Source organism: Actinomyces sp. 2119 (assembly GCF_003591215.1).
In the GTDB taxonomy this organism is placed as follows: Bacteria; Actinomycetota; Actinomycetes; order Actinomycetales; family Actinomycetaceae; genus Actinomyces; species Actinomyces lilanjuaniae.
On the sequence record NZ_QYRR01000010.1, the window covers coordinates 18,449 to 37,956 of the forward strand.

At 71.1% G+C, this 19,508-nt stretch carries 18 protein-coding genes and 1 tRNA gene; 2 read left to right on the top strand and 17 right to left on the bottom strand.

Annotated elements, in window-relative coordinates; genetic code table 11:
- Window positions 1-116: 116 nt before the first annotated feature.
- The 5 genes from D4740_RS11605 to D4740_RS11620 all read right to left on the bottom strand — a co-directional run bounded on the left by D4740_RS11605 (window position 117) and on the right by D4740_RS11620 (window position 5,337).
- A complete protein-coding gene (locus D4740_RS11605) occupies window positions 117-1,244 on the bottom strand; it encodes a hypothetical protein (RefSeq protein WP_119836261.1) in 1,128 nt (375 codons plus the stop codon).
- The gene (gene dcd, locus D4740_RS11610; protein WP_119836260.1) at window positions 1,241-1,951 is read right to left on the bottom strand and encodes a dCTP deaminase; all 711 of its coding nucleotides are present in this window, start codon (window positions 1,949-1,951) and stop codon (window positions 1,241-1,243) included. The genes D4740_RS11605 and dcd overlap by 4 nt, the downstream gene beginning before the upstream one ends.
- A 252-nt stretch (window positions 1,952-2,203) precedes the next feature.
- Window positions 2,204-3,955 (bottom strand): ABC-ATPase domain-containing protein, encoded by a 1,752-nt coding sequence (locus D4740_RS11615; RefSeq protein WP_119836421.1) that lies wholly within the window; start codon window positions 3,953-3,955, stop codon window positions 2,204-2,206.
- On the bottom strand, window positions 3,948-4,217 hold the full coding sequence (locus D4740_RS12770; RefSeq protein WP_147392867.1) for a hypothetical protein: 270 nt from the start codon (window positions 4,215-4,217) through the stop codon (window positions 3,948-3,950). The genes D4740_RS11615 and D4740_RS12770 overlap by 8 nt, the downstream gene beginning before the upstream one ends.
- A gap of 424 nt (window positions 4,218-4,641) precedes the next feature.
- A complete protein-coding gene (locus tag D4740_RS11620; protein WP_119836420.1) occupies window positions 4,642-5,337 on the bottom strand; it encodes a TM2 domain-containing protein in 696 nt (231 codons plus the stop codon).
- Window positions 5,338-5,527: 190 nt separating this feature from the next.
- On the opposite strand from D4740_RS11620, the gene D4740_RS11625 reads away from it, so the two are divergent.
- Window positions 5,528-5,598 (top strand) — tRNA-Gly (locus D4740_RS11625).
- A gap of 111 nt (window positions 5,599-5,709) precedes the next feature.
- Here D4740_RS11625 and D4740_RS11630 read toward each other — a convergent pair.
- The 12 genes from D4740_RS11630 to D4740_RS11685 form a co-directional block, all read right to left on the bottom strand.
- Window positions 5,710-6,963, bottom strand: coding sequence for an extracellular solute-binding protein (locus tag D4740_RS11630; protein WP_119836259.1), 1,254 nt, complete (start codon window positions 6,961-6,963; stop codon window positions 5,710-5,712).
- A gap of 296 nt (window positions 6,964-7,259) precedes the next feature.
- The gene (locus D4740_RS11635; RefSeq protein ID WP_119836419.1) at window positions 7,260-7,913 is read right to left on the bottom strand and encodes a M50 family metallopeptidase; all 654 of its coding nucleotides are present in this window, start codon (window positions 7,911-7,913) and stop codon (window positions 7,260-7,262) included.
- Between the two features lie 162 nt (window positions 7,914-8,075).
- The gene (locus D4740_RS11640) at window positions 8,076-8,813 is read right to left on the bottom strand and encodes a TetR/AcrR family transcriptional regulator (protein WP_119836258.1); all 738 of its coding nucleotides are present in this window, start codon (window positions 8,811-8,813) and stop codon (window positions 8,076-8,078) included.
- 45 nt (window positions 8,814-8,858) lie between these two features.
- Complete coding sequence (locus tag D4740_RS11645) at window positions 8,859-9,377, bottom strand: NUDIX domain-containing protein (RefSeq protein ID WP_119836257.1); 519 nt, start codon at window positions 9,375-9,377, stop codon at window positions 8,859-8,861.
- A 95-nt stretch (window positions 9,378-9,472) separates the two neighbouring features.
- Window positions 9,473-10,390, bottom strand: a complete 918-nt coding sequence (locus D4740_RS11650; RefSeq protein WP_119836256.1) for a tetratricopeptide repeat protein — start codon at window positions 10,388-10,390, stop codon at window positions 9,473-9,475.
- Complete coding sequence (locus tag D4740_RS11655) at window positions 10,387-11,469, bottom strand: VWA domain-containing protein (RefSeq protein ID WP_259390712.1); 1,083 nt, start codon at window positions 11,467-11,469, stop codon at window positions 10,387-10,389. Before D4740_RS11655 ends, D4740_RS11650 begins: the two co-directional genes overlap by 4 nt.
- Window positions 11,466-12,512, bottom strand: coding sequence for a VWA domain-containing protein (locus D4740_RS11660; protein ID WP_259390711.1), 1,047 nt, complete (start codon window positions 12,510-12,512; stop codon window positions 11,466-11,468). Before D4740_RS11660 ends, D4740_RS11655 begins: the two co-directional genes overlap by 4 nt.
- Window positions 12,512-13,033, bottom strand: coding sequence for an alpha-amylase (locus D4740_RS11665; protein WP_119836254.1), 522 nt, complete (start codon window positions 13,031-13,033; stop codon window positions 12,512-12,514). Before D4740_RS11665 ends, D4740_RS11660 begins: the two co-directional genes overlap by 1 nt.
- Window positions 13,034-13,035: 2 nt before the next feature.
- Entirely contained in the window at window positions 13,036-14,124 is a 1,089-nt protein-coding gene (locus D4740_RS11670) for a DUF58 domain-containing protein (RefSeq protein WP_396027235.1), read from the bottom strand.
- A gap of 14 nt (window positions 14,125-14,138) precedes the next feature.
- Entirely contained in the window at window positions 14,139-15,479 is a 1,341-nt protein-coding gene (locus D4740_RS11675; RefSeq protein WP_119836253.1) for a MoxR family ATPase, read from the bottom strand.
- A 236-nt stretch (window positions 15,480-15,715) separates the two neighbouring features.
- Window positions 15,716-16,651 (bottom strand): DUF2993 domain-containing protein, encoded by a 936-nt coding sequence (locus tag D4740_RS11680; RefSeq protein WP_119837095.1) that lies wholly within the window; start codon window positions 16,649-16,651, stop codon window positions 15,716-15,718.
- Window positions 16,652-16,766: 115 nt separating this feature from the next.
- Window positions 16,767-17,687: a PP2C family serine/threonine-protein phosphatase gene (locus D4740_RS11685; RefSeq protein WP_119836251.1), complete on the bottom strand. Its 921-nt coding sequence runs from the start codon at window positions 17,685-17,687 to the stop codon at window positions 16,767-16,769.
- Between the two features lie 207 nt (window positions 17,688-17,894).
- On the opposite strand from D4740_RS11685, the gene D4740_RS11690 reads away from it, so the two are divergent.
- Window positions 17,895-19,442: a hypothetical protein gene (locus tag D4740_RS11690; RefSeq protein ID WP_119836250.1), complete on the top strand. Its 1,548-nt coding sequence runs from the start codon at window positions 17,895-17,897 to the stop codon at window positions 19,440-19,442.
- The last annotated feature ends 66 nt before the right edge of the window (window positions 19,443-19,508 follow it).

Consider the following 19,508-nt stretch of genomic DNA (forward strand, 5'->3'; position numbering starts at 1 on the left):
CAGGTCTCCATGACTGCGGAACTATGCGCCGTACATCCTGACGCCCCCACCTGCTTCCCGGGACAGAGGAGGTGGAGGTAGCCAGGAAGGAACAGGCATCCGGGACTGGCTCGGGTCTAGCGGCTCTCCTCCGGTCCCAGGGATACGAGGAACCCGTCGTCGTCAACGGCCACGCCGGAGACAGCCCCCACCAGGACGGTGGCCAGCTGCTCGACCAGGTCGCGCGCGGCCTGGCGCTCCCGGCGGCGCGCCCGTGAGACCACCTCCAGGTAGGCCTCCGTCTCGTCCACGGGCTTCCACCTCAGGTCGTAGGACAGGACCGCCCCGCGCGCCCACCTCTCCCCACGCACAGCCAGCGGCAGGCCGTCGGTGGCACCGACCTGCACCTCGATCCGCCCCCAGCCCTCACGCTCGGGATCCACCGGCGCGACGACCGCGTACCTGTCGCGCACCTCCTCAATGTAGCCTCCAGAGGCGGCCACACGCGCCTCCTCCGCCTCGGCCTGCGCCCGGGCGCGCTCAGAGGTGCGCCAGGCCTCCTCAAAGACGTCGGCCCCGATGCGCTCCACGAGGCGCTCCAGCTTGTCGGGGTCAACCGCGTCCAGGCCGACGGCGCCGGTGGGGTGCGGAGCGGTCAGGGCGGGGCTCATACCGGGCGCGACCTCGCCCAGCAGGGCGGAGAGGTCCTCCGGCCCCATCCACACCGGGGCGTAGACGGTCAGGGAGACGGAAACCTCAGGGCTAGGCTCCACGATGACGGGCTGGTTGCCGTTGGGCGCACCGGGCACCAGGCGCAGCGCCCCCGCCAGGCGGCGGGCAATAGAGCGCAGGCGGGACAGAGCCTCCAGCTCCACCCCGGTGGGCTGGGCCACCGGGAAGGCGTCCGACAGCGGGTCCAGCCCCGCCAATTCCCTGGGCTGGGCGCCGGCACGGGTCCGGGGGCAGTCCAGGATCATCAGCTGGGTGGTCCACTCCGGGGCCTCCAGGAGACCTCGCATCTGCGCGTCCACCTCCCAGGGGCCCTGGAGCGTCACGCCGGGGAACAGCTGGAGGCTGGAGACGCCGACCCACCCCGCCTGGACGTCCTGGGACAGTGCCAGGGCCTCGACCTCGTCGGAGGTGACGTCGTCGGCCAGGAGGAGGACGTGGTGGGTGTCCAGGTGGCCGACAGGCAGCATGGACCCGGCGGAGAAGGTACCGGTGTCGGTGGGCAGGGAGACGGCGAGGTCGGTGGGGTCGCTCATGGGCGCTCCTGGGGGGTTGTCGGTTCGGTGGGGGAGGTGGCGTGCGGGGACGGCGCGCCGCCACTGTCCCCGAGACCCTCACGACCCGGCGCAGCGGTAGCGGCCGTGCCGTGCGGAGATGTCCCGGCGTCGGCGATACGCAGCCGGTGGAAGGACAGGTGGGACCGCGAGGCGGTGGGGCCGCGCTGGCCCTGGTAGCGCGATCCTGCGGCCGCGCTACCGTAGGGTACCTGGGCGGGGCTGGACAGGCGGAAGAAGCACAGCTGGCCTACCTTCATTCCCGGCCACAGCATGATCGGCATAGTAGCGGTGTTGGACAGCTCCAGGGTCACGTGCCCGGTGAAGCCGGGGTCGATAAAGCCCGCCGTGGAGTGGGTGAGCAGGCCCAGGCGGCCCAGGCTGGACTTGCCCTCCAGGCGCGCGGCGACCGTGTCCGGCAGGGTGAGGCGCTCGTAGGTCGCCCCCAGGACGAACTCACCGGGGTGAAGCACAAAGGGCTCATCAGGGCCGACGTCCACCAGGTGGGTGAGGTCGTCCTGGGGCTGGGAGGGGTCGATGACCGGGTAGCGGTGGTTGTCGAAGAGACGGAACCACCTGTCCAGACGCACGTCTACCGAGGCCGCCTGGAGCATCTGCGGATCGTAGGGGTCCAGGACGACACGCCCGGCCTCGAGCTCACAGCGAATGTCGCGGTCGGAGAGAAGCACGAGGCTGATTGTGCCAGGTGGGGCCAGTCAGTGCCGGGACGGGCATGCTGACCGCTCAGGCGGGCAGGAGCCGCCCACGGTCCTTACTGAGATGTGCCGACTCCCCGCCAGTGGCACGCACAGCGGCCACTGGCGGGGAGTCGGCACGTCCTACGCAGACCTACCCCGCAACGCCCAGGCAGGCCCACTCGCGACCGCCCGCCTTAGCGGGGTAGTCCCGTAGCCCTCATCTAGATCTCATTGCCCAAGATCTCACTGCCTAGCGTCTAGCCTGCGGTAGCGGTTGACCGCCGCATGGAGCTCGTGACGGCGAGGGCGGGTGAGGTGTCCCGGGTGTCCACGGTAGGGTGAGAGCCAGTCGAGCCCGTCACGGTCAATACGACGCAACACGGCGTCAACAGCCTCGGACAAGGTTGTTGGACGGCTTGTCCCCCCGGGCAGACTGGCTGCCCGGTCCAGCAGCCCCGGCAGACGGTCCAGCGCCCAGGCCACAGCCTGGGTCTGGGCCGCGTCAACCAGCTGTGGAACCGCAGCAAGGTCAATGGTGTCGCCACCGTAGAGGATGCTGCCTCGGCCACGGACCTTGGCTGGCTTTCCACCACTGCGTCCCAAGGTGACTGACCGCCGGGCCCCCGGGGCGGGAAGAGCCGCACCCGCTGCAGCACGAGAGGAGCCAGAAGCGGCCCCGGCCACCTCACGGGCTTCTCGTGTGACATCGCTGGGCCTGTAGTGGTTGACCGCGATCACGTGGTCGGCGACGTCAAAAAAGGCTCCCGACCCTCCAGCGACAAGGACGGTGGACACACCGCGCTCCGTGAGCAGGGGGCGCACACGCTCGACGAACGGTGTGATGGGCTCCTGGTCCACCGGGATGACGGCTCGCATCTGCTCGTCACGGATCATGAAGTTCGTAGCAGAGGTGTCCTCATCAATGAGTAGCACCGAGGCTCCGGCGTCAACGGCCTCAACGAGGTTGGCCGCCTGCGAGGTGGAGCCGCTGGCGTTAGTGGTGCTAAAGAACCGCGTGTCAGTGCCAGAGGGCAGGTTAGAGATGAACGGGGAGATATCGACTCCCGTAACAGCACGTCCGTCCTCAGCCCGCACCGTGACAGCATCGGGACGGGTGACAACCCACTCGCGCCCGTCACCGGCCACGTGGGGGTAGACACCACGCTCAAGCGCCCGCAGCAAGGTGGACTTACCGTGGTAGCCACCGCCGATGATGACGGTGACCCCCTCGGGGATCCCCATACCCTCGATACGTCGCCCGCTGGGCAGGTCAAAGGCAGTGCGCAGGCTGGGAGGACTAGCGAACGGGACTACGGTGGCCCCAGTCAGGGGAAGATCGGAGTCACCGGAACGACGCGGCAGCACCGCCCCGTCCCCGACGAACGCGACCAGGCCTCGCTGGGGCAGCGAGGAGCGGATGTAGTCCTGATCGTGCGCAAGCTCGACGTGAGCGTCCATGGCGTCCTGAGCCTGGTGGCCGAGGTTGGTATAGACCAGCGTCTCCTCAGCCAGTTGAAGCAGCACATCGGTGAGGAGCCTCGCAGCCTCGCGACCACGGATTCTGCGGCCGGAGGCCGGCAGCCCCACCTCAAGGCGGGCCTCGACCCGGGCACCGCCGCCCTCAGGGGTGACCACGATGCTGGTGCGTTCCAGAACCTCCTGACCGGGCTCCCCCGTGGTGACGATACCGCTGCTTCCGGTACCGGTCGGCCTCGGGGCCAGCCGACGGGCAGCCTGCGCGAGCCGACGCAGAAGGAAGTCGGCCACGGCAGTTCGTGTCAGCGCGTCGCGTGCAAGCCGGGCAGGCAAGCGCGTCTGCGCCGGGGACGCGGACAGCCTCATGCGCGACGGTGGCGCGTACGGGTCCACCTGGACGTGATCGATGTCGAGATGGAACGGACCCAGCTGGTAGCTGCCGGCAAGGCGCTTGTATGCGCCGTAGCTCTGACCGTCCATCTGGGCGACTACGCGCCCCAGAGCTGCTGCGTCACGCATGACGGCCCCCTGCGACGACAGGATCCACGACACCCGAGTCACCTGCGGCAGCGGTGGCGGGCTGCAACGCAGGCAGACGGGTCAGGGCTACGCCGCCAAGCAGAGCCAGCACGGCCGCCGATAGAACCACTGCGGGATACAGGAACAACGCAGGTACAGCCAGTTCCCGAAGAAGCGTGTCAGTAAACAGGGTCGCAGCCGCAACGAAGGTCGCCATGACAGGCACCACATTAGCCGCAGGAACTCCACGTGAAGTTATCATGTCATATCTCCAGAAGTCCGAGTTGTCAGTTCGTACATGAGCGCAGGAGCCACACCCAGGCCTGCGCCGACGCACTCCAATAGCAGGACCGCGTCATCAAGCCGCGCTCCAAACCTCCAACTCGCACTCCAGCCTCACACGCTACACACTGGAACCGACGTACCGACCACCTCCATGCTCCCTCAACAAGATCACGACGACTGCCAGCCAGCTCAAGCCCCGGACAGGGCATCCCCAAATCCGCAGCCAACTAGCATTCTTACACGCTATACCACGCCGTAAGGGCAGTCAATACCGCAGACCCGACAAAGCAGCGGACCCTGCAGGGAAAGGTTCATGCACCCCTTCAGTCGGCAGGCACACGCCGCGCCGACCTCCACGGAACGACGAGCCTGACCTCTGCCCGCTTGGCCAGCCACCCACCTCACTCAGTCAGAGGGACTCCCTGGGCGTCCATGCCCCAGGGCCGCGTCCCAGAGGGGGAGGACAGGATCATGATCCCCTCGATCAGTCCCCAGATGCTCGTCCCCATGATGATCAAGAAACCGATGCCGAGGATCAGGGTGAGGAGGCCACAGATCGTCAGGCACAGCTGACCAGCACCCTTGCCCCCGTACCCGAGGTAGAAGTTGTGGACCCCCAGCCACCCGAAGAGGATGCCGAGGACACCCGCGGCGACCTTCGACTTGCCCACCGGGTAGGCCAGGTACTGCGGGCCGTGGACGACAGGTTGCGGGTAGGCACCCGGGTAGGCGCCCCCGGGAACCTGGCCGGGGGCTTGGTAGTACCCGGCCAGGGGATAACCGCCCGGGTAGGCGGCGCCGGACTGGGAGTAGCCGGGCTGCTGGTAGCCACCGGGAGAGGCCGCGCCATCCTGCGGATAGGGGTGGGTGCTCGCCTGCGTATAGCCCGCTGGCCAGGCCGCGGCGTTACCAGTCCCGGCTGCCGGACCGCTGGAGACCGCCGGCCCCACGACCGAGGCCGGGTCGGCAGCAGACGAGCCGGAGACGGCAGCGCCACTGCTCCCCGAAGCGGCACTACCGCCACCTGGGTACCCCGGGTACCAGGCCGCGTCGTCAGGCTGGGGACCGGCGATATCGTAAGGACTGGACGATGTCATGGAGCGCATGATGCCAGAAAGAGCCTGCCCCCGGGGGCGGTCATGGACGCCACTGACAAGAACCTCACACGCCCCACCCACCCGCCAGCTTGGCAGCCACCTGCTGGCAGGGTATGCTGCATCCGCGTCATCGCCGATATGGTCGACCATGACCGACGGTGCCAGCAGCAGTGCTGGCGGAACCGTTGTCGCGGGTGTAGTTCAATGGTAGAACTTCAGCTTCCCAAGCTGACAGCGCGGGTTCGATTCCCGTCACCCGCTCGGGCAAGGGCCTCCACCCAGTGGGTGGAGGCCCTTCGGCTGTCTCCTGTACGCCATACCGTCCGGGCGGCAGGCGCTTGCTTCCTGCCGCCCTCAGACCCGGCGGGTGCCTCAGGCGGTCGCAGCCTCCAGGTTGACCTGGAGCGGCCCCAGAATGGCCTCGGGCTCAGTGTCCGCCAGCGAGGCCAGCTGGTCCTCGAAGCCCTGCAGGACCTCCGCCACGCCGTCACCCAGCGGGGCGTAGACAGCGTGCTCCGCACCAGCAACGAAGGCGACGGACACCGGGTCCTCACCCGCCCACTGGTCGGCCGCTGACCTCACCGAGGGGACCAGCCCCTGGGTCGCGGCAAGCTCCACCTGGACACCGGCCGAGGTCAGGTGCTCCACCAGCCGCAGCGCGTCCTCCTTCCTGGCCGAGCCCTCGGCCACGCCGTAGAAGGCCGCCTGCTGGACCGTCGCCCGACCCGCGCTCCCCTCAGGCAGCTCGATGACAGCAAATCCGAGCTCCGGGTAGTCGGCCTCCAGCACACTTACCAGCCCGTAGCCCGCTATGGTCATCCCGGCCTGCCCCTGGGCGAAGACGTCACCACCCGAGCCCTCGTCCAGGGAGGAGGACAGCACTGCGGCGCCGGAGTCCACCAGGGCCTTCATCTGGGACAGCCCCGCCACGGAGGCCTGTGAGTCCGCGGTCACCGTGACCCCCTCGGCACTGTCGGAGCTGTCCACCAGCCCGCCGCCTGCCTGAGCCATGAAGGCGTCCGCAGTGGCGTAGTCGGGAGTCAGGACCAGGCCAGCCGTGCCGCCAGCGGCGAGCGCGGCCGCCGTCGTCTCGAGCTCGGCCCAGGTGGCAGGGTAGTCCTGCGGTGTCAGCCCCGCCGCCTCCCACAGCTCGGTGTTAAGAAACAGTGCCAGGGTGGACAAGCCCCTCGGGGCGCCGTAGACCTCCCCCCGGTAGGTCGCGTTGGCCACCAGGGACGGGTAGTAGTCACCGGCTGCGGGCAGCTGGTCCCCGTAGGCGTGCAGGGCACCTGCGTCCGCGTAGGAGACCAGCTGGTGGGGGTCCAGGTAGAACACGTCGACCGGGGAGTCAGAGGCCAGGCTCTGGGAGAGCTCCTGGTCCAGGTCCGTGGCTGGCAGGAGCCTCACGGCCACACCGGTGTCCTCGGTGAAGGAGGTCAGGGCGTCACGCACGGCGGAGGTCTCCGCCTCGCCGGAGGAGGAGATCATAAGGGTGAGGCCGTCCTCGCCCGCCTCGGTGCCGGAGTCCTCACCGTCCCCCGTGCACGCTGCCAGCACGGCGGTAACAGCCGTGGTCATGGTGAGGGCCGCGGCGTACCTGCCGAGGCGGCGGCGAGAGATCATCATGGTGCGTCCTTTGCACGTCCAGGTCGGGCCAGGGATCGGGTGGGACAGGGGCGGCCCGCCCCTGCCCGGTGGCGTGCCAGGGTCCCACAGCCCGGTGATCCTAGCCGCAGCGCCCGCCGCCGGGCGCGCCAGGAGCCACAGGGTTACCTGCTCGGTACACACCCCGGCGCCCCTGCGGGCCGCCTCACGGTCTTGCAGGAGGCCGCCGACCGCTCGGCGCTACAGGCCGTCACCTCTGACTGCCCAGCAGGGCTCCGCGAAGACCCTCAGGGCCTCCCCCGGTCTCACAGCTGGCCTCACAGCGCCGGAACCTGCCACAGGTCCCGCACCGCAAGCACGACGGCCGCGGTGGCCGCCGCGTCCACCAGGAACCACGTCGCCAGCCACGCCCCCGCGGGCAGCGGGGTCAGCTGCGCCAGCGTGCGGTGGTCCTGGCCCGGGTCACGGGTGCCAGCGACGTCGCGCAGGGAGTCCCAGGCCCCCACGAGCATGGCCATCCCCGTGCCCGCCACGACGCCCGCACGCCACGGTCCTCCCCACCACCACAGCGCCGCTGCCAGGAGCCCGACCAGGATCACGAGACCAGCCGTGCGTACGGAGCGTGACATCACCAGCAGGACCACCATGACCACCACTGCAGCCACCAGGACCGGCCCGGCCCAGCCGCGCAACGCCGCCAGGGCCACGAGCGCACCCAGCACCGCCGGGGCGGGGTACCCGGCCCAGGTGGTCAGCACCCGTCCGGGCCCCCGCACCGGGCCGCTGGTCACCGCGTGCCCCGATAGGTCCCTGTCCACCACGAAGCCCAGGAATCGCCGCCCGACCAGGACACCCACGCCCGCGTGCCCTGCCTCGTGGACGATCGTCACCAGGGTACGGCCCCAGCGCCGGGCAGGTGGCCAGGTCAGGACGACAGCCAGCACCACCAGCGCCACCCACAGGACGGTCATGGCAGGGGTGCCGTCAGGGACAGCGTGGTCGACAAGACGGTCAGCAAGACGGTCAACAAGACGGTCAGCAAGACTGTTCCAGGACACACTCCGGCTCAGGGTCACGGGGACAGTCTGCCAGAGCGGCTGCGCACCGGTACCACCACGGCCCGATCCGCTGCCTCAGCCTGCCTGAGTCCCCTGGGGCGCTGTGGAGGCGGCTCCGCAGGCTGCTGCGGACCCGCTCACCTGACCGCTCTGGCTACCGGGGGCGTCAGCGGCCTCGGTCCCGTGCGGGCTGGGGATACGCGGGACCTCGTGGTCAGGCTGGGCCGCCCCCACCGCACGCAGCACGAAGGTGTCCAGGGAGTCCAGGTAGGCGCGGCGCTCCTGCGGGTCGGAGGGGGTGGGGCGCCCGCCCATGACCGTGGCGTGGATAAGGGGAATGACGTGGGCTGGGTCCTGCTGGGGGATGAGACCCTGCGCCATCGCCTCGGACAGGATGGAGGAGAGCATCTGGGTCAGAAGGGTGCCGTGCGCCCGCAGTCGACTGGCGGCGCTGCGCGACACCGAGCTCGCTAGCGGGCCGGTGGTGGGGAAGTGGTAATGAGGCTTGATGAGGGCCTGCTGGCGCACGTAGACGCGCAGGCGGTCGATAGGGTCCCTGGTGCCCGCCAGCGCGCGGGAGAGCTCCTCGGCGTAGCGCTGGGCCTCGTAGTCCATGAGGGCCAGGAGGAGGTCCTCCTTGTCCGTGAAGTGGTTGTAGACGGCGGTACGCCCCACACCGGCGTGGGCGGCCACGTCCGACAGGGTGATCCTGTCGAAGCTGCGCTGCCTCAGGAGCTCGGAGAGCGACTCGAACAGAGCGCTGCGTGTGCGCTTGCGGTGCTCGGCCAGCGAGCCCCCCGTAATCTTCGGCATGAGGTCAGCCTAACCCACAAGATGACGGCTTGGCTAGGAACGTCATCAAAAACGTCGTGGCAGGCGCCCCAGCTCCTCCAAGAGGGTGTCAATGATTGCGACGTCAGCCTCAAGCCAGGGGAGGCCGGTCACTACGTCCAGGGCGGTCCACTCCAGCAGCTGGTGGCTCGTTCCTGCCGTCCCGGTGTCGGTGTGGTCAGCCGGCTCGGCCAGCCACACCCGCATCCGCAGCCCTGCGGTCACCGGCCAGGCCGGGGCGTCGTCGCCATATGCAGCAGCCGACGGCTGGGCGGGAGACGCGCACGGTGGGGCCGCAGCCCGGCCAGCAGGCGGCACCAGCTCAGTCCCCAGGCGCACCGTGAGGCTGACCTCCTCAGCCAGCTCACGCACCAGCGCCTGGGTCGGGGTCTCACCCGGTTCCACCTTGCCCCCGGGAAGCTCGAAGCGTCCCGCTAGCTCGGGCGGGTAGGAGCGCGCTGCACACAGCAGCGCCGTGGGCTCAGACAGGGAGTCGACCACGGCAGCGGCGACGACAAGCCGGGAGAGCCGGGAGATGGCAGGCACGCGCCGAGCCTACCCGCTGACGCCTGCCCAGCACTCACCAGGTTCCTGCCAGGACCTGGCAGCGCCCAGCCCGGCCTGGCAAGTCCTGCCAAGACCTACCAGGGACGGTAGTCGGAGCCGTCCTGGTCGTCCCCGGGCACGACGGTGCCGCCTCCCTCAGGGGATCCCTGGTTGCGGTTGCGCAGGCGCTGCTCCCGCTCGTCGTCAGGGTCTGCCGAGGGGCTCACCGAGGCCTCCTGGGAGGGTCCCGCCGAGGAGGAGGTCTGCGGGGAGGCCTCGGCAGAAGGCGTCGGCGTGGGGGAGCCCGGCTCCGGCGACGGGGTCGCTGCGGAGCTTCCGCCGGAGGAGGGCTGCTCCTGCGGCTCGGCCGTCCCCGGGTCCCCGGAGGGGGTGCCAGAGGGGGAGGCGCTGGGATCCTGGCTGGGGTCGTCAGCGGACTGTGGCGAGGGCACCTCACACTCCCCGGCAGCCCGGGCCGCAGCGCCCACGTGCTCCTCAAAGGCCTGCGTCCCGCCCTCATCCTGGGCCTGGGCGGCTAGAGCCAGGTGAGTGAGGGCCAGGTTGTAGCGCACTCGGCACTCCGGGGAGTCGGCGGGCTTGTAGCCGGTCTCGGGATCAATGGACTCCTCCTGCGGCACCTCCTCCAGAGCCGTCTCCAGGAGCCCCTGGGCGCCCGTGAGGTCCCCGGCGGAGTACAGGGCGGTACCGATGTTGTAGTGCACGCGCCACTGCTCCAGCCAGGGGTTGAGCGCAGCCACCTGGCGGTAGCGGGAGGAGGCCGTCTCATAGTCGCCGTCCGTGTAGGCCCGCCCGGCCGCCAGCGTGAGACCGAACACCGCCAGGCACCACGCCGTCAGCACCACCAGGACGGTGGCGGGCAGCGCCCCCACCAGCAGCAGCCGACGACGGCGACGCAGGCGAGCCGTGCGACGCGCCGGGTCCTCCGGCCCCTCCTGCCGCTGCCCGTCCCGCCTGCCGGGGCCGCCGGCCCCTGCCCTCCGTCGGATCCTCACGTCCCTGTCCTCCCCGCGGTCAGGGCACGCAGCCGACGGTCGGCGCGCACCAGATCGCCAGCCTCCCACACGAGCAGGAGGCTGGCGGCCAGGGCCAGCGGCCACACCACGTAGCGCCTGGCCCGGCCCGAGGCCTGCCCGTCGGACACGACCGCCTCCAGGTCGATGTCGGTAAAGACCTGCGTCGGGTCGTCCTGACTGCCCCCGGTCCGGTGGAGGTAGTCCAGCCCGAGGGAGGTCGCCACCGAGCCCAGCCGCTCCTCGTCGATGACCGAGACAGCGGGCTGGCCACCGTCGTCCTCCATGATGTAGTCCGCGTCGGTGTGCTCGCCCGTCGCGGCAGTACCGTCGTAGGAGCGCATAGGGCCGCCCTCGGCAGTCCCGTACCCCAGGACAGCCCCGCCGTCCACCACCCCGGCCAGGGACTGCCACGTCCACCCGCCCTCGGCCGCCTCCTGGGCACCCTTTCCGCCGTCGGTGTCCTCACCGTCGGACAGGACATAGACCAGGCGGATCGCGTCAGGGTCCTCCTCGTAGGAGCGCGACAGGGTCTGGCCCAGCAGCGGCAGGGCGGTATCCAGGGAGGACCCGGTAGAGCGGTCGGTGACCTCCTGGGTCAGCGACCCCACCCAGGCGTCTACCGCGTCCACGTCGTTGCTCAGCGGAAGCTCGACGGCGGCGGCGGAGTCCAGGGCCAGGATCGAGTAGCGGGCAGAGGGATGGGCCTCGCGCACAGCGGCCAGGTCGGCCCTGACACCGTCCAGGCGAGTGGCAGCGGGGCTGGCCACGCCGTCGGGGGCTGGTCCCGCCCAGTCCTCCGCCGCCATGGAGCCGGTACGGTCCACCAGCAGGTAGACCTCCACGTTGGAGACGCTGACGGACTCCGTGCTACGCAGCGCCGGGCCGACCAGGATGAGGACCACCAGGCAGGCCAGCGCCACCCGCCTCCACCAGGAGCGGTAGGCGGCAGGCTCGGCGCGGGCGCCGTCCAGCCGGGCGCGCGCCAGCCACAGCAGCAGCACGACCAGGACCGCCGCCAGGGCCAGGACAGGCCAGGGAAGCATCGGCAGAAGGGTCACAGTCGCCTCCACGCCGCCAGGACCAGGACAACCACCACAGCCGCACCTAGGACGGCAGCCAGGTGCTCGGGGGTGTCGGTACGGCGCGTCTCCACGCCCCCGGCCAGCTCGGCGACCTGGGTCTCCTCCAGCTGCCTGACGATGTCGCCCCCGGTACCGGAGTCCTCGACGTCGTAGAAGCGGCCGCCGCTGTCCTGCGTCAGCGTCGCCAGCTCCCCACGCGCCTCCTCCGGCGTCTTCTCGGTGACCCACAGGTCGTACTGGTCCGGATCGGTCCCGTAGACAGAGAACAACCGGATGGAGCGCTCCCCCAGGACCTGGACGGAGTCCGCCAGGCTGTAGATCTGCTCCCCGTCGGGGTCGATGATGAGGTTATCGGTGGCGAGGACGACCGAGCGGGAGCGCTCCAGCCCCTGATTGTCGAAGGCCATGGCGCACGAGGCCAGGCCGTCGCCGGCCAGGGAGGAGCCCACCACCGAGTAGCTCATGGTGCCGCTGAGCGCGTCCTCGTAGGCGGTGACCTGCCGGGAGGTGGGGTTGGCCGGGTCGATGTCCAGCACGTCGGCCAGGTCCTCCATCTGGCGGCCCAGGAGGTCGTAGTCGTCAGTGAGCGGCACGATCGTCTGGGCCGTGGAGTTCCAGGCCACCAGGGCGACGCGCTCCCCGTCAAAAGAGTCCAGCAGCTCGGAGAAGGTCTCCAGCACAGAGGCGTCGATAGTGATCATTGAGGTGGACACGTCCAGGCACAGGACGATGTCGCGGTTGGCCAGACGGTCAGAGCGCTCCACCTCGGAGACCGGACGGGCCGAGACCCCCGCTGCGGCCAGGAGCGCGATCAGGACCAGCAGCCCTGCCCCGGCGTGGAGCCAGCGCTGCTGGCGCACGCGGGAGCGAACCCGGGGCAGGAGAAACATGCCCGCAGAGTTAGCCACCCGTCGCGGCGGCTCCGCCTCCCTGCGGCGGCCGGTCCCGCCCGGCCTGACCGCCGCCAGCACCGCTACAGCCGCCGCCACGACGAGCAGCAGCCAGAACAGCCATGGCATCACCACTGGGAGACCACCCACCCCGCCCTGTCGATGGCCTCCTGGGCGGCCGCCTCAGGCTCCCGGTCGAAGGAGGGCTGCTCCCACACTGCCAGGAGCTCGCCCACGTAGCCCAGGGGGTTGGTGTCCACGGGACGTCCCTCCCGGCGGGCACGGCGCAGCCTGTCCATGACGGCGCGGGGGCCGCTCGTGTCAGCCATGTCCAGGATCTCGGTGACCGTCGCCGTGGTCACCTCCTGCCCGGAGCGGGCCTGGGCGAAGCCGCGCACCAGGGACGCCAGCTCCAGGTGCAGCCCACGCAGGTCCAGCTCCCCGGCCTCCCAGCGGGAGGTGATCGTCGTCAGCTGGTCGCCCCAGCGCTGCCGCTCGTCGGCAGCCATGGGGATGTCTCCGACCTCCAGGGACAGGTCGCGGCGTGTGACCAGGAAGGTGCGCAGCAGCCAGATAGCCACGGCGGCGGCGCCTAGTGCCGCTACCAGCGCCACCCACGCCGGCATGAGGACGGGGGGGACAGCCTCCACGGCTACCTCCTCCCCCGGGCCACGGCCGCCCGCTCCCGCATGAGCAGCTCGGCCACCGAGTCGATGAGAGTCTGCCCGGAGTCCACCACGCCCGACTCGATGTGGCGCTGCTCCAGCAGGGAGGCCGCAGCCTGGCGGCGGGCCAGAGCAGCCTGGCCGACCTCCGCGGCCACGCGGGGGTCCGAACGCAGGAAGGCAGGCAGCTCGGCCACCGAGTCGACGTCGTGCGCCCGACCAGCTCCCTCACGCAGCGGGTCGTCATCCTCGACCTGGACCACCACCAGCTCGTGCTGGGCGGGAAGGCGGCGCAGCCAGACCGTGCAGTCCTCACCGGGGTGAGCGGTGTCGGTGACAAGCACCACCAGGCTGCGGCGCCGGTGCCAGCGGGAGACCCGCTCCAGGACCACTGGCAGGCTGGAGGCCGGGGCGTCGGCAGCCAGACCCGGCGCCCCCGAAGACCGCGGGCGGGAGGAGCCCCGTGCCACGGCCTCCTTCCTCCCGGCATCCCACCCGGTATCTCGCCCGGCGCCCTGCTCGGCGTCCAGGGACCACAGTGCCCGTGACAGGAGGGCCAGCAGCGTCTGCGCGTGCTTGGCGCCCGAGCGTGCCGGGCGCGAGACCATGCGCCTGGAGTCGCCCGCGACCAGGCCCACCGGGTCGCCTCGCATACGGGCCAGGTAGGAGAAGACCTCAGCGACCCCCAGGACCAGGTCGCGCTTGTCGTCCCCGTGGGGGGTCTGGGCGGCCATGGTCCGCCCAGTGTCCACCGCCAGCACCAGCGGCACGGAGGACTCCCGCTGGTAGCGCTTGATAACCGGGTAGCCGACCCGCGCCGAGGACTTCCAGTCGATGTCGGAGACGTCGTCGCCGGGACGGTAGAAGGACATGTCGTCAAAGTCCTGCCCCTGCCCCAGGAACACCGACTTGTGGCGCCCGTCAAGCATCCCCGTGGCCCGCCGCAGGGTCGGCAGGGACAGGGCGGCGCGCAGGCGCTGCGCCCGACCCCCCTGACTGGGCGAACGGGGCTGGGAGAAGGGCTGCGCAGGCCCCGGGTCCTGCCCAGGGGCTGCCTCCTGCGTCTCCTGCTGCACGGTCGTCACGGGGCTCACGGCGTGGGAACGGCTGCGAAGATCGCGTCGATGATCGACTCGGGGGCCACCGCGTCCGCCAGGGCGTCGTAGGTCAGCACCAGGCGGTGGCGCAGCACGGCGTGGCGCAGCAGGCGCACGTCGTCGGGGATGACGTAGCCGCGCCCCTCCTGCAGGGCGATCGCCTGGGCCACCTTCATGAGTGCGATGCCCCCGCGCGGCGAGGCGCCCACCCGCACCTGGGCGTCCAGGCCAGTCACCGGGCGGGGGCCGCCCCCGCGGGAAGTGTTGACCAGGGCGACGATGTACTGCTTGATGACCGGGTCCACGTAGACGTGCTCTGCCGTGGCCTGGAGCCACTCGACGTCATCGGTGGAGATCGGTGCCTCGACAACCGGCCTGTCGAAGGAGCCGTCGCTGATCCGGTCGAGGACGTCGACCTCCTCGGTGGGACGCGGGTAGGTCAGGACCTCCTTCACGAGGAAGCGGTCCATCTGGGCCTCGGGCAGGACGTAGGTGCCTTCCTCCTCAATGGGGTTCTGCGTGGCCAGCACCATGAAGGGCTGCGGGAGGGGGTAGACGACGCCGCCGATGGAGGTCTGCCGCTCCTGCATGGCCTCCAGCATCGCCGACTGTGTCTTGGCGCTGGAGCGGTTGATCTCGTCCAGCAGGACGATGTTGGCGTGGACGGGCCCCAGCTGGGTGGTCATCTCGCCGGTGGCGTAGTTGAGGATCTGGGTGCCCACGATGTCGTTGGGCATGAGGTCGGGGGTGCACTGGATGCGGCGAAAGGAGCCCGACACCGCTGAGGCCAGGGTCTGGGCGGCCGTGGTCTTGGCCAGACCGGGCACGGACTCCAGCAGCACGTGGCCGCCCGAGACCAGGGTGGTGACCAGGACGGTGCGCAGCTGGTCCTGCCCGACGACGCGCTGGGAGAAGATCCGGGCGACACGGTCCAGCAGCGTCCCGGCACGCTGGATGTCAGCCTCCGTGACCCCCCTAGAGCCCTGGGAGTGGGAGGAGGCGCCTGCGTGCTGGGGCACCCGGGAGCGGGTAGGCGGGGTCACAGCTCCGCCCCCCTGAGCGGGAGCAGGCGCGGTCCGGGGAGCAGGCGGGGAGGCGGGAGCAGGCACGGGCGGGGCCACCGTCCCGGGAGCCTGCTGGGCGGTAGGCGTCCGAGCGCCCGGTGGGGCAGCAGGGCCGACGGGGTATCCCACATCCGCCTCGGGCCTAGCCGACGGGGCCTGGCTCGGGGCGGCCGCGCCTGCCGTACCACCGGTACCGGCCGTCGGCTGGCGCTGGGCCGGGTAGCCCTGACGCAGGTCTGCGGGACCTGTCTGGTCAGGCTGCGTGCTCATGGCTCTCCTGTGTGCTCAGCGTCTGCTCGGTTGCCCGGTCGCGTGCTGCCGCAGGCCCCGCACGACCGGCGCCTGCTGGTCCTCGCAGCGCAGGAGCGCCCGCAGGACCAGGCCCCACCAGCACGCGGCAGGCACCAGGCAGGAGCCGCCGCCCGGGCAGGGCGCCCCCAGCGTGCCACACGCAGGCACGTCCCGACACCGCCGGGCACAGTGCGACACCCCACGCGCGCGCTCGGTCACATCTGTGACAGCGCCACGTCCTCGCCCTCAAGGCGGACGCGCAGCCCCTCCGGGGCCACGATCGCCCCCGACAGGCCCAGCCCGCCGGGCAGGAGCTCGGCCGGGACCTCGACCTGGGACCCTTCCAGGGCCAGGGAGGCAGCCAGGTCGCCGACCGCCCCCAGACCAGTGCCCGTCTCCTCCTGGGAACCACCCAGGGAGACCGAGGTGATGTCAAGCGCCAGTCCCCCGTCCTCACCGACGGCGGGAACGAGCCCGATCTCCACCTCCTGCCCTAGTATCGAGGCGCTCGCCGTGGCGGAGCCCGGGTCCTGGGCCGAGGTGCCGACCTGGTCGGCGGTCACAGCGACGTCAGTGCCCGAGAAGAGGTCCGAGGAGACCCCCGGGAAGGAGACCCCCGGGAAGGAGGCCTCCTCCATCGCGGCACCCACCTGCTCCCAGGGAACTGTGGCCGAGATGTCGACGCTGGCAGCCGTGACCGGGGCGCGCAGCCCGACCTGCCTCATCGAGACGCTCAGGTCGGCCAGGCTGAGGTCCTCGCCCTGGTCCTCGCCCTGGCCCTCACTGCCACGCCCCCCGGCCCCAGCGCCCCCTGCGCTCTCCAGGGCCAGGCTGGAAGCCGTGACGTCCAGGCTCCTCAACGACATCTGAGCGGCCTGGAGCAGCACGATCCCCTCCGTGGTGACCTTGGCGTCCTGGCTCAGGCCCGGCAGCGCGTCACGCACCTCAGTCTCCACCCGACCCCGGGCGTAGTGCTCGGCAGCGACCCCGGCACCTCCCAGGACCAGGAGCAGCACGAGGAGGACGACGGGCCACCGGCGTCGCCGACCGGCACGAGGACGGCCCCGGGTAGGGTCGCCGCCCACCGCCCTGGTCGCCTCGCCGTACCGGGGGTCTAGCCCTGCTGCTACCACGTGCCTGCGCTCCCTCACCGTCGGCTGCTGCCATTACTCACGGGCCGCGTCACGCTCCCGGCTCGTCGGGGTCCACGCGCCCGGGCGGGTCGCAGGACCCCGGCGGCATCCTTGCCCTCCCGGGCACCTCCCGTCAAGAACCTGCGGCTGCGGCACCGGTAGCACCGGCAGCGCCAGCAGCGCCGCGGGCACGACCGCCGTCGGCGACATCAACGATATCGACCACCACTGCGGTGGTGTTGTCGTGCCCTCCCTCCTCCAGGGAGGCCGCGACCAGCAGGTCAGCCGTGCGTTGCGGGGGGAAGCCCGCCGTGAGGACCACGGCCAGGGAGTCGTCGTCCAGCTCGTCGCTCAGCCCGTCGGAGCAGACCAGGACACGGTCCCCGGCCTCCACGGGGACGGTGCACAGGTCGGGGACGGCAGAGTCGGCAATGCCTCCGCCCAGGGCCCGCGTGACGATGTTGCGCCGGGGGTCCACGCGGGCGTCCTCTGGGGTGAGGTAGCCGCTGTCAATAAGGTCCTGGACCTGTGAGTGGTCCCGGGTCAGCTGGCTGAGCACGCCGTCGCGCAACAGGTAGGTGCGGGCGTCCCCGATGTTGAAGACGAGCCAGGTCAGACGCGTGCCCGCTCCCGCAGGACTCCCCGCTGCCACGGGCTCCGGCAGGTGAGTCCGGCCGTCGGGGGCGCTCTGCCCGGCAGGAGGCTCCTCCAGGTCGGCCAGCACCGCCCCCGCCACCGTGGCCCCGGGGAGGAAGGCCGCGTGGGAGGGGATGTCCACGATCGCCTCCTGGGCAGCAGCCACAGCCCGCAGCACCTCCTCGACACGGGTGACTCTCCTGCCAGCCAGGCTGTACAGCACCCCCAGTGCCGCCTGGGTCGCGGCTCTTCCGGCGGCGTGACCTCCCATGCCGTCCACGACCACGAAGGCGGGGCTGACCGCCAGGTAGCCGTCCTCGTTGACGACACGCAGGCGCCCGACGTCGGTCGCCGCACCAGCCACGACTCCGGCGGCCCAGGCCGGGACGGCACGGTTGGGATCGCTGGGATCAGCCATCAGCTCCCTTTCTCGGAGGTGAGATCACAAAGGGTGAGGTCTTGCGCCGGGGCGCTCCTTGGGTCACCGTATAACGGTCCGGGTGCGACAATACCGGGGAGCCGCCCCAGCGCAGCGCTCCCTCACCGCCCCAGGACGTCGTTTCCCGGCGCACGCCGCACCAGGAGCCCGGTACGCCCTGTACCCCGAACCAGCGAAGGACCCAGGATGCCTCAGGCCAAGGACGAGCTGACCGCTCGCGCGCAAGACCCCAACGCACCTCTGGAGACCCTGCACCAGCTGGCGCAGAACTACCCCGACCTGCGTCCCTACATCGCAGCCAATCCGCGGACCTACCCCGCGCTGCTGGAGTGGCTGGGCACACTGGACGACCCCGCTGTCGACGCCGCTCTCGCCGCCCGTGCCAGCGGGATGGCAGGCGGGACCGTGACCGCCTCCACGCAGGTCCTGCCTCAGCCTCCCCAGGCCTCCCCCGCAGCGACCTCCCCCGTCGCGACGCCGAGCACCGCAGGCCACACCATCGCCCGTACCGTAGGGAGCGCAGGCGCAAGCAGCCCGGGGGAGGCAGGAGGGCAGGGCAGCCCCTCAGCCGCTCCCTCAGTAGTCGCCCCGGGCACCGGGGGCGCTCCCAGCACCCAGGCCTCAGGTCCTGCAGCCTCCCCCGACCCGCACCTCCAGGCTACGCAGGCTATCCCCTCCCAGCCGACCTCCGACCCTGAGGCCACCCGGCCACAGCCGGTGCCACGTTCGCCCTACCAGACCTCCCAGGCCTCCCAGACCTCAGCCTTCTCCGCCGCCTCACCGCAGCAGCCTCCGCCCTACACGGCCGCCCAGCAGCCGATACCCGCGTACTCGCCCACCTCCCCCGCACCCGCCGTCCCTACGGCACACGCCCCCGCCCGGCCGGGAGCCGAGGCGCCCACGCAGGCGGTCGCCGCCGCCTCCGCCCGCCCCGCAGCCCTGGGGACCGGCGCCCCGGCTGCTGTCGGACAGCCTGGGCAGCCCTACCAGCCCGCTCCACCTCGTCGGCCCAGACAGACCACGGCCGCAGCCGGCTACGCCGCGACCTCCGCCCGCCCGGGGGGTACACCGGGCGCCGAGGCGGCGGAGGCGACGGTCTTCGGCGTGGGGACGGCAGAGGCCGAGGAGACCGCCTCCGACAGTCCCTCTGGACGTTTCCTGTGGATCCTCGCCGCCATCGTCGCGGCCCTGCTGGTCTTCGTCATGACCTGGATCCTGACCGGCGGGGAGAACGACTCCTCCACCGGCGCCCAGGGCTCGCAGCCCACCGCCCCGGCGCAGCAGGCCACACAGGCCGCGCCCTCGGCGTCCCCCAGCGCGACCGCCTCGGCCTCCTCCACCCCCAGCGCCACACCGTCCCCGGACCTGAGCGCCCCCGCTCCTGACGACGCCCTGGAGATGAGCGTCTTCACCACGCCCAGCGGGAACATTAGCTGCTTGCTGGGGGAGGACTCCGTGTCCTGCACGATCAACGACCACGACTTCGTGGGCAACGACTCCTCCTGCAGCGGCTCCAGCGAGCCGTTCACTGCCTCCGTCGGCGTCGAGGGCGAGGCCAGCGGGTCCTGCGGGGAGGACTTCGCCAGCACGGGCGCCAGCCTCCAGTACGGCGCCTCGGCGAAGAACGACACCTTTGCCTGCACCTCCTCCGAGGAGGGCATCGAGTGCTGGAGCCAGGTCACGGGCCAGGGCTTCACCCTGTCGCGGGCCTCCTCCGAGACCACCCAGCGCTGACACCACACATTTGGGCCGGGTCCCCTGGCAGTGACCTCACTCGAGCTCAGCGGTGACCTCATGACT

Coding starts and splice junctions, on each gene's coding strand:
- D4740_RS11605 (WP_119836261.1), bottom strand. CDS start 1,244: ATGAGCGACCCCACCGACCTCGCCGTCTCCCTGCCCACCGACACCGGT.
- D4740_RS11615 (WP_119836421.1), bottom strand. CDS start 3,955: ATGCGTGACGCAGCAGCTCTGGGGCGCGTAGTCGCCCAGATGGACGGT.
- D4740_RS12770 (WP_147392867.1), bottom strand. CDS start 4,217: ATGATAACTTCACGTGGAGTTCCTGCGGCTAATGTGGTGCCTGTCATG.
- D4740_RS11620 (WP_119836420.1), bottom strand. CDS start 5,337: ATGACATCGTCCAGTCCTTACGATATCGCCGGTCCCCAGCCTGACGAC.
- D4740_RS11630 (WP_119836259.1), bottom strand. CDS start 6,963: ATGATGATCTCTCGCCGCCGCCTCGGCAGGTACGCCGCGGCCCTCACC.
- D4740_RS11635 (WP_119836419.1), bottom strand. CDS start 7,913: ATGACCGTCCTGTGGGTGGCGCTGGTGGTGCTGGCTGTCGTCCTGACC.
- D4740_RS11640 (WP_119836258.1), bottom strand. CDS start 8,813: ATGCCGAAGATTACGGGGGGCTCGCTGGCCGAGCACCGCAAGCGCACA.
- D4740_RS11660 (WP_259390711.1), bottom strand. CDS start 12,512: ATGCCATGGCTGTTCTGGCTGCTGCTCGTCGTGGCGGCGGCTGTAGCG.
- D4740_RS11675 (WP_119836253.1), bottom strand. CDS start 15,479: ATGAGCACGCAGCCTGACCAGACAGGTCCCGCAGACCTGCGTCAGGGC.
- D4740_RS11685 (WP_119836251.1), bottom strand. CDS start 17,687: ATGGCTGATCCCAGCGATCCCAACCGTGCCGTCCCGGCCTGGGCCGCC.
- D4740_RS11690 (WP_119836250.1), top strand. CDS start 17,895: ATGCCTCAGGCCAAGGACGAGCTGACCGCTCGCGCGCAAGACCCCAAC.